Here is a 5,032-nt window from a genome sequence, read left to right on the forward strand (position 1 = left end):
ATTCCGCTCGCGGATCTCCACATTCCGCTTCCCGAGATCCGTCACCGGCTTCCGGCCGGGAACTTTCCGGGCGGCCTGTCGTTCAAGAGCTGTAGCAGACACCCCCATATGCCGGGTCGGTTCCTGCTCCTTCCCCTGACGCGCAAAACTCCGGTGATCCACCCGCTGTTCGACCTGGTGCCGTTCCAGCGCCATGTTCACCTGGCGCGCCCACACCCCTCGCATGTGCTCGATCTCGGCCGAGGCAGTGCTGGCCACGTCCAGAACCCGCGTCTTGGCCCCCAGACCATCCTCCCCGGCCGTCCGGGTCGTGGTGAGGATATGGGCGTGATGGTTCCGGTTGTCTCCTTCCCGGCCGGGTTCATGGATCGCCACATCGGCCACCACCCCGTACCGCGCCACCAGCTCACGGGCGAAATCCCGGGCCAGTTCTTTCCGTGCGCCCGCGTCCAGCTCGGCCGGTAACGCCAGCTCGTATTCCCGGCCGGTCTTGGCGTCCTTCCTCTTCTCGGCCGCCTCGGCTGCGTTCCACAGGGCGTTCCGGTCCTGCGCCCAGCCTGCGCCATCCGGGGCCACGATGAACGCACCCTCCACCCCCTGTTTGCGGGTGTAGTCATGCGTCAGGCCCTGCCGTTCGTCCGTCAGTTCCTGACCGGCACGATAGGCAGCAGCAGCCACGACGCTGCGACCGGCCGAACGCGAGATGGATTTGACGGACAGGTGATAGATCGCCACGGCTCACCGGGATAAGGAAGGGTTCAGGGAAGGAACGTCCCTGACGCACGCATTGGAACAATGCTAAAGTGCGCCCTTCACTCCTTCGTCGCAAGGGTTGTCTGCGCTTCACGACGAATCAAGGAAACTTCTTGGAAATGGGGTAGTCTGGCCGTGACACGGTTACGCTGAGTCTACGACAGACCATTGCACCCGTATGGCGCAGGAGGAAAAATGACACCCATCGAAAAGGCAAAACAGCAGGTCGAACAGGCCAAGGCCCGTTATCAGGCTTTGCTCGCCAGACAGAACGCCGAGGAACGCAAGCTGGACACCCGCCGCAAGGTCATTCTGGGTGGGTTGCTGATCGACGCGGCCGGGAAGGATGAACGCTTCGGCCGGGTCATTGACGAACTGATGAAACGCATCACCCGCGACCATGACCACAAGGCGTTCGAGGGCTGGCAGAAGCCCGAGCCTGACAAGTCGTGACCGACGAACGCGAGCTGGATGACGGGCTGGCCGCGTTCGACCAGCTCGGTCGGGAAATGGCGGAGACAAACCGTCTGCTTCGGGCCGTCCAGTCCGATCAGGCGACCCGGAACCAGCAGGAACACGACCTGTCGGCCGAAATGCGAGCCGCGCTTAAACAGGCCACAGGAGCCTCACAGAAGGCGCTACAGGCCAGTCAGACGGAAATACGTTCATCTCTACTCTGGGCGGGACTGACGGCCTTCCTGATCGTTCTGGTGGCGTTTGGTGGTGGATATTTCTTCGGTCAACAAGCTGGATGGGACACCGGACACGCGGACGGATACCAGAAAGCCCGGAATCAGGAGGCCGCCGCCAGCTGGGCCAACACCCCGGCCGGACAGCGGGCCTATGGCCTTGATCGGCAGGGCAACCTCGATCTGCTGACCATGTGCCAAGGGAACGGATGGACCACGGAACGCCGGAAAGATGGTACGGTCTGCTTCCCGAACGCGGACGCCAAGGGGAACATTACCGGCTGGTATCTCCCCTGACAGCCACCGGGATGGGAAAGCCGACCAGACCCTTCATCGCTTCCTGAGCCATTTTTTCCTACCCGATTCTGCCGGTGTCACAGAGGCCGGGCGAGCGCAGAGCGGGAGCGGCGTGGCCCGCCCAAAGGGCGCCGGACCAGACCCTGAAATGGCAGTTTTCCACCGGAAAAAGGGGGAACAACAGGGGGATTAGATTCTTTTATCTTTCTTAGGGATCGCCATACCTCGCAGAAATCCGGCAGAAACAGCTTGCATTAGGTCACGGACTCTGTGACCTTTGGATCACAGATTCCGTGACCTAATGACGGGTTCTCCACAAGGAGCGAACTATGGCCCAGATTGTGCGCCTCACTACCAGACAGCAGCGATCCGGACAGGAAGAAGCCGCACAGGCCGCAGAGCAGCTTTCGCTCCTATCCGAAGAACTTCTGAAGCATTTGCCCGGAGAGGCGCGTATAGCCATTTCACGGGCAACACACGCGCTCCAGAAGGCTGCGCGACCAGACACCACCGAAGGGCTTTGGCCGGGAGGTTTCACCATGTTGAGCCGTATGCAGACTGCCGCGATCTGGGACGCCATTCGTGCGCTGCCGTCCGATGATCGCCCTAATCAGGTACGCCACGCCTTCGATCTGGTTCTGCTCAATCTCCGGCAGGATACGGGCGAAGTTCTGCTCACCCGCGACCAACTCGCCGAAGAGATCAATTGCGCACCTCGTAGTGTCAGTACGATCATGGGTACGTTAGAGAAAATGGGGGTCATCCGCCGCGAACGTCGCAAAATTGAAGGCGTAAGAGGCCCCGGAATGGCTGTGTATTTCATCAATCCGCATGTGGCTTGGAATGGCTCTCTGGATGTCCGCAAAGCACAGGCTTCGGAGACACAACCACCATTGCAATTCGAGCTCCTCCAAGGCGGGGCATCGTAACCGACCGGCCTATTGAGGTAGTCGGCCAAAAGATTGTGCGTTCCCTAAAGAACTAGCTTCATCCGCGTTTAAATAGAAAAGACCAAAATTAGTATGCAATCACTGGAAATGTGCGCTGGAGCTGGCGGGCAAGCACTAGGCTTGGAAACTGCGGGATTTGATCATGCAGCCCTCGTCGAATTGGAGCCGTCCGCATGTGCAACGCTTCGCCTAAATCGTCCTTCTTGGAACGTCATCGAAGACGATTTGCGTAGTTTCGATGGTCGTTCTTACCAAGGCATAGACTTACTAGCTGGAGGAGTGCCATGTCCGCCATTCTCCAAAGCTGGCAACCAGCTTGGCGCAAAAGATGAGCGTGATTTATTCCCCACAGCAATCCGTTTAGTCGATGAATGTCGTCCTCAGGCAGTAATGCTTGAGAATGTGCGCGGTCTGCTGGATGCCGTTTTTGACGACTATCGAAACAAAGTGGAAAAACAGCTCAAGAAACTTGGTTATGTACCAGGGTGGCGCTTGCTTAATGCCTCAGACTATGGGGTGTCACAATTGCGCCCACGTGTGGTGTTTGTTGGCATCAGAAAAGATCTGGCTAGCGGCTTTCAGTGGCCTGAACCATTACAAATAAAACCACCCACCGTAGGCGAGCTTCTACACGATCTCATGGTCGAAAATGGCTGGCGCGGAGCCTTACGTTGGCGCGAACAAGCCAATTCCATTGCCCCGACTTTAGTTGGTGGCTCCAAAAAACACGGGGGGCCCGATCTTGGCCCGACCCGTGCCAAACGCGCTTGGGCTACTTTAGGCGTCGATGGCATGGGATTATGGGACGAAGCACCTACTGACGACTTCGTAGGTATGCCACGTCTGACGCCACGTATGACGGCACGAATTCAAGGTTTTCCAGATGACTGGCAATTTTTTGGCAGAAAGACAGCTGCCTACCGCCAGATCGGCAACGCATTTCCACCACCTGTAGCTGCGGCTGTAGCTCGGCAAATATTCGCAGCTCTATCCATCAGACGTCTTTACAAGGTGGCCTAATGAACCCGCCCGCCAACTTCTTTGAAGCACGTACAGCATTCCATGCGGCACTGTTAAAATCCACTTTGACCACGAATGCAGCAGGAGTGGTCAGTAATGCAGATAGTAGTAATAGAACAAGCAAATCTATTGCCAAAGGTATTGCTGATCTACTTAAAGCTGAAACCATCGGAGAACGCATTGCGGGTCAAACATCCGGCAATCAGTTCGAAAGCTGTTGCGCCGATTTTGTGCATGAAACCTTCCTGAAGCTCCGACACTTGCGGCCGGGCTCTTGGGATGTGCACCAAGTCTCCGGACGAAACCGACTAGAAATCGCTCGTTATGAACAATACGCGCATTTGGTCGCTCTTGACCGAGCCGCAAAAGCCGATGCTGAGTTGGCTGCGGCTCTCGGAAGTGATTACACCATCACCCCAGATATCGTAGTTGTACGCGATACCGAGGATGACGCTGTCATCAATGCCAACGAACTCCTTGTCGATGACAACGTAACCACTCTTGCTAGCCTGCGTAAGAAAAACGGTGGCCTTCCACTCTTACATGCAAGCATTTCCTGCAAATGGACTATCCGCAGTGATCGAGCACAAAACGCTCGTTCTGAAGCGCTGAATCTTGTGCGCAATCGTAAGGGCCGCTTGCCGCATGTGATGGTAGTGACCGCTGAACCGACACCCAGCCGCCTAGCCTCTATCGCCCTTGGCACGGGCGACATTGATTGCGTGTATCATTTTGCTTTGTACGAGTTGCAGGCCACAGTGAAAATGCTTGGGATGGATGACGCAGCCGATATGCTAGCCATCATGGTCGAAGGTAAACGCTTAAAAGACATTTCCGATCTGCCACTCGACCTTGCCGTATAAACATTACCTAAAATCCGGGACCGGGCTCATATCCTTGATCCCGGCTTCTTCCTCGTGAAAGCCCCCGCGACCGGCTACGCTCCTGTTCCTGCTGGCGTTGCTTCTGCCTCTCCAGTTCAGCGGCCTTACGGACTTCCTCGGCTGCCCGGATTTCCTGCTGGCGCTGTATTTCCCGCCTGATCTCGGCCTGACGCGCCAGCTCCTTTCTCTGGCGTTCGGCTTCCCGTTGCTGCTCCATCCGCTGCCCAATCTTCCGAGCCAGACCAACCGCCAGTCGGGCCTTTTTCTCAAGACCAGAGAACAGCTCCTGCGCCTTCTCCACGGCCTTGCGGGCCGCCTCAAGAACCAGATTCCGCTCGCGGATCTCCACATTCCGCTTCCCGAGATCCGTCACCGGCTTCCGGCCGGGAACTTTCCGGGCGGCCTGTCGTTCAAGAGCTGTAGCAGACACCCCCATATG

General features: G+C 57.3%; 6 protein-coding genes and 1 pseudogene. 5 read left to right on the forward strand and 2 right to left on the reverse strand.

Annotated features, from left to right (window positions below; genetic code table 11):
- Positions 1-735: MobQ family relaxase (gene mobQ / locus GOB90_RS18380; RefSeq protein WP_173572212.1), on the reverse strand; the 735-nt coding region annotated here is incomplete at its 3' end.
- Between the two features lie 213 nt (positions 736-948).
- Between mobQ and GOB90_RS18385 the strand changes: the two genes are divergently transcribed.
- The 5 genes from GOB90_RS18385 to GOB90_RS18405 all read left to right on the forward strand — a co-directional run bounded on the left by GOB90_RS18385 (position 949) and on the right by GOB90_RS18405 (position 4,572).
- Positions 949-1,206 carry a mobilization protein gene (locus GOB90_RS18385; RefSeq protein WP_008852986.1) on the forward strand — a complete coding sequence of 86 codons (258 nt, stop codon included), beginning with the start codon at positions 949-951 and terminating at the stop codon, positions 1,204-1,206.
- Positions 1,203-1,739: a replication protein gene (locus GOB90_RS18390; RefSeq protein ID WP_146893040.1), complete on the forward strand. Its 537-nt coding sequence runs from the start codon at positions 1,203-1,205 to the stop codon at positions 1,737-1,739. The genes GOB90_RS18385 and GOB90_RS18390 overlap by 4 nt, the downstream gene beginning before the upstream one ends.
- A gap of 329 nt (positions 1,740-2,068) precedes the next feature.
- Positions 2,069-2,668 carry a helix-turn-helix domain-containing protein gene (locus GOB90_RS18395; protein WP_062273272.1) on the forward strand — a complete coding sequence of 200 codons (600 nt, stop codon included), beginning with the start codon at positions 2,069-2,071 and terminating at the stop codon, positions 2,666-2,668.
- A gap of 93 nt (positions 2,669-2,761) precedes the next feature.
- On the forward strand, positions 2,762-3,709 hold the full coding sequence (locus GOB90_RS18400; RefSeq protein ID WP_146893042.1) for a DNA cytosine methyltransferase: 948 nt from the start codon (positions 2,762-2,764) through the stop codon (positions 3,707-3,709).
- On the forward strand, positions 3,709-4,572 hold the full coding sequence (locus GOB90_RS18405; RefSeq protein ID WP_146893044.1) for an NgoMIV family type II restriction endonuclease: 864 nt from the start codon (positions 3,709-3,711) through the stop codon (positions 4,570-4,572). The genes GOB90_RS18400 and GOB90_RS18405 overlap by 1 nt, the downstream gene beginning before the upstream one ends.
- Positions 4,573-4,579: 7 nt before the next feature.
- Here the strand turns inward: GOB90_RS18405 and GOB90_RS18410 are convergent.
- Positions 4,580-5,032 (reverse strand): annotated as a pseudogene (locus tag GOB90_RS18410) (MobQ family relaxase); the annotation flags it as partial.

The organism is Acetobacter oeni (assembly GCF_011516825.1).
Classification (GTDB): Bacteria; Pseudomonadota; Alphaproteobacteria; order Acetobacterales; family Acetobacteraceae; genus Acetobacter; species Acetobacter oeni.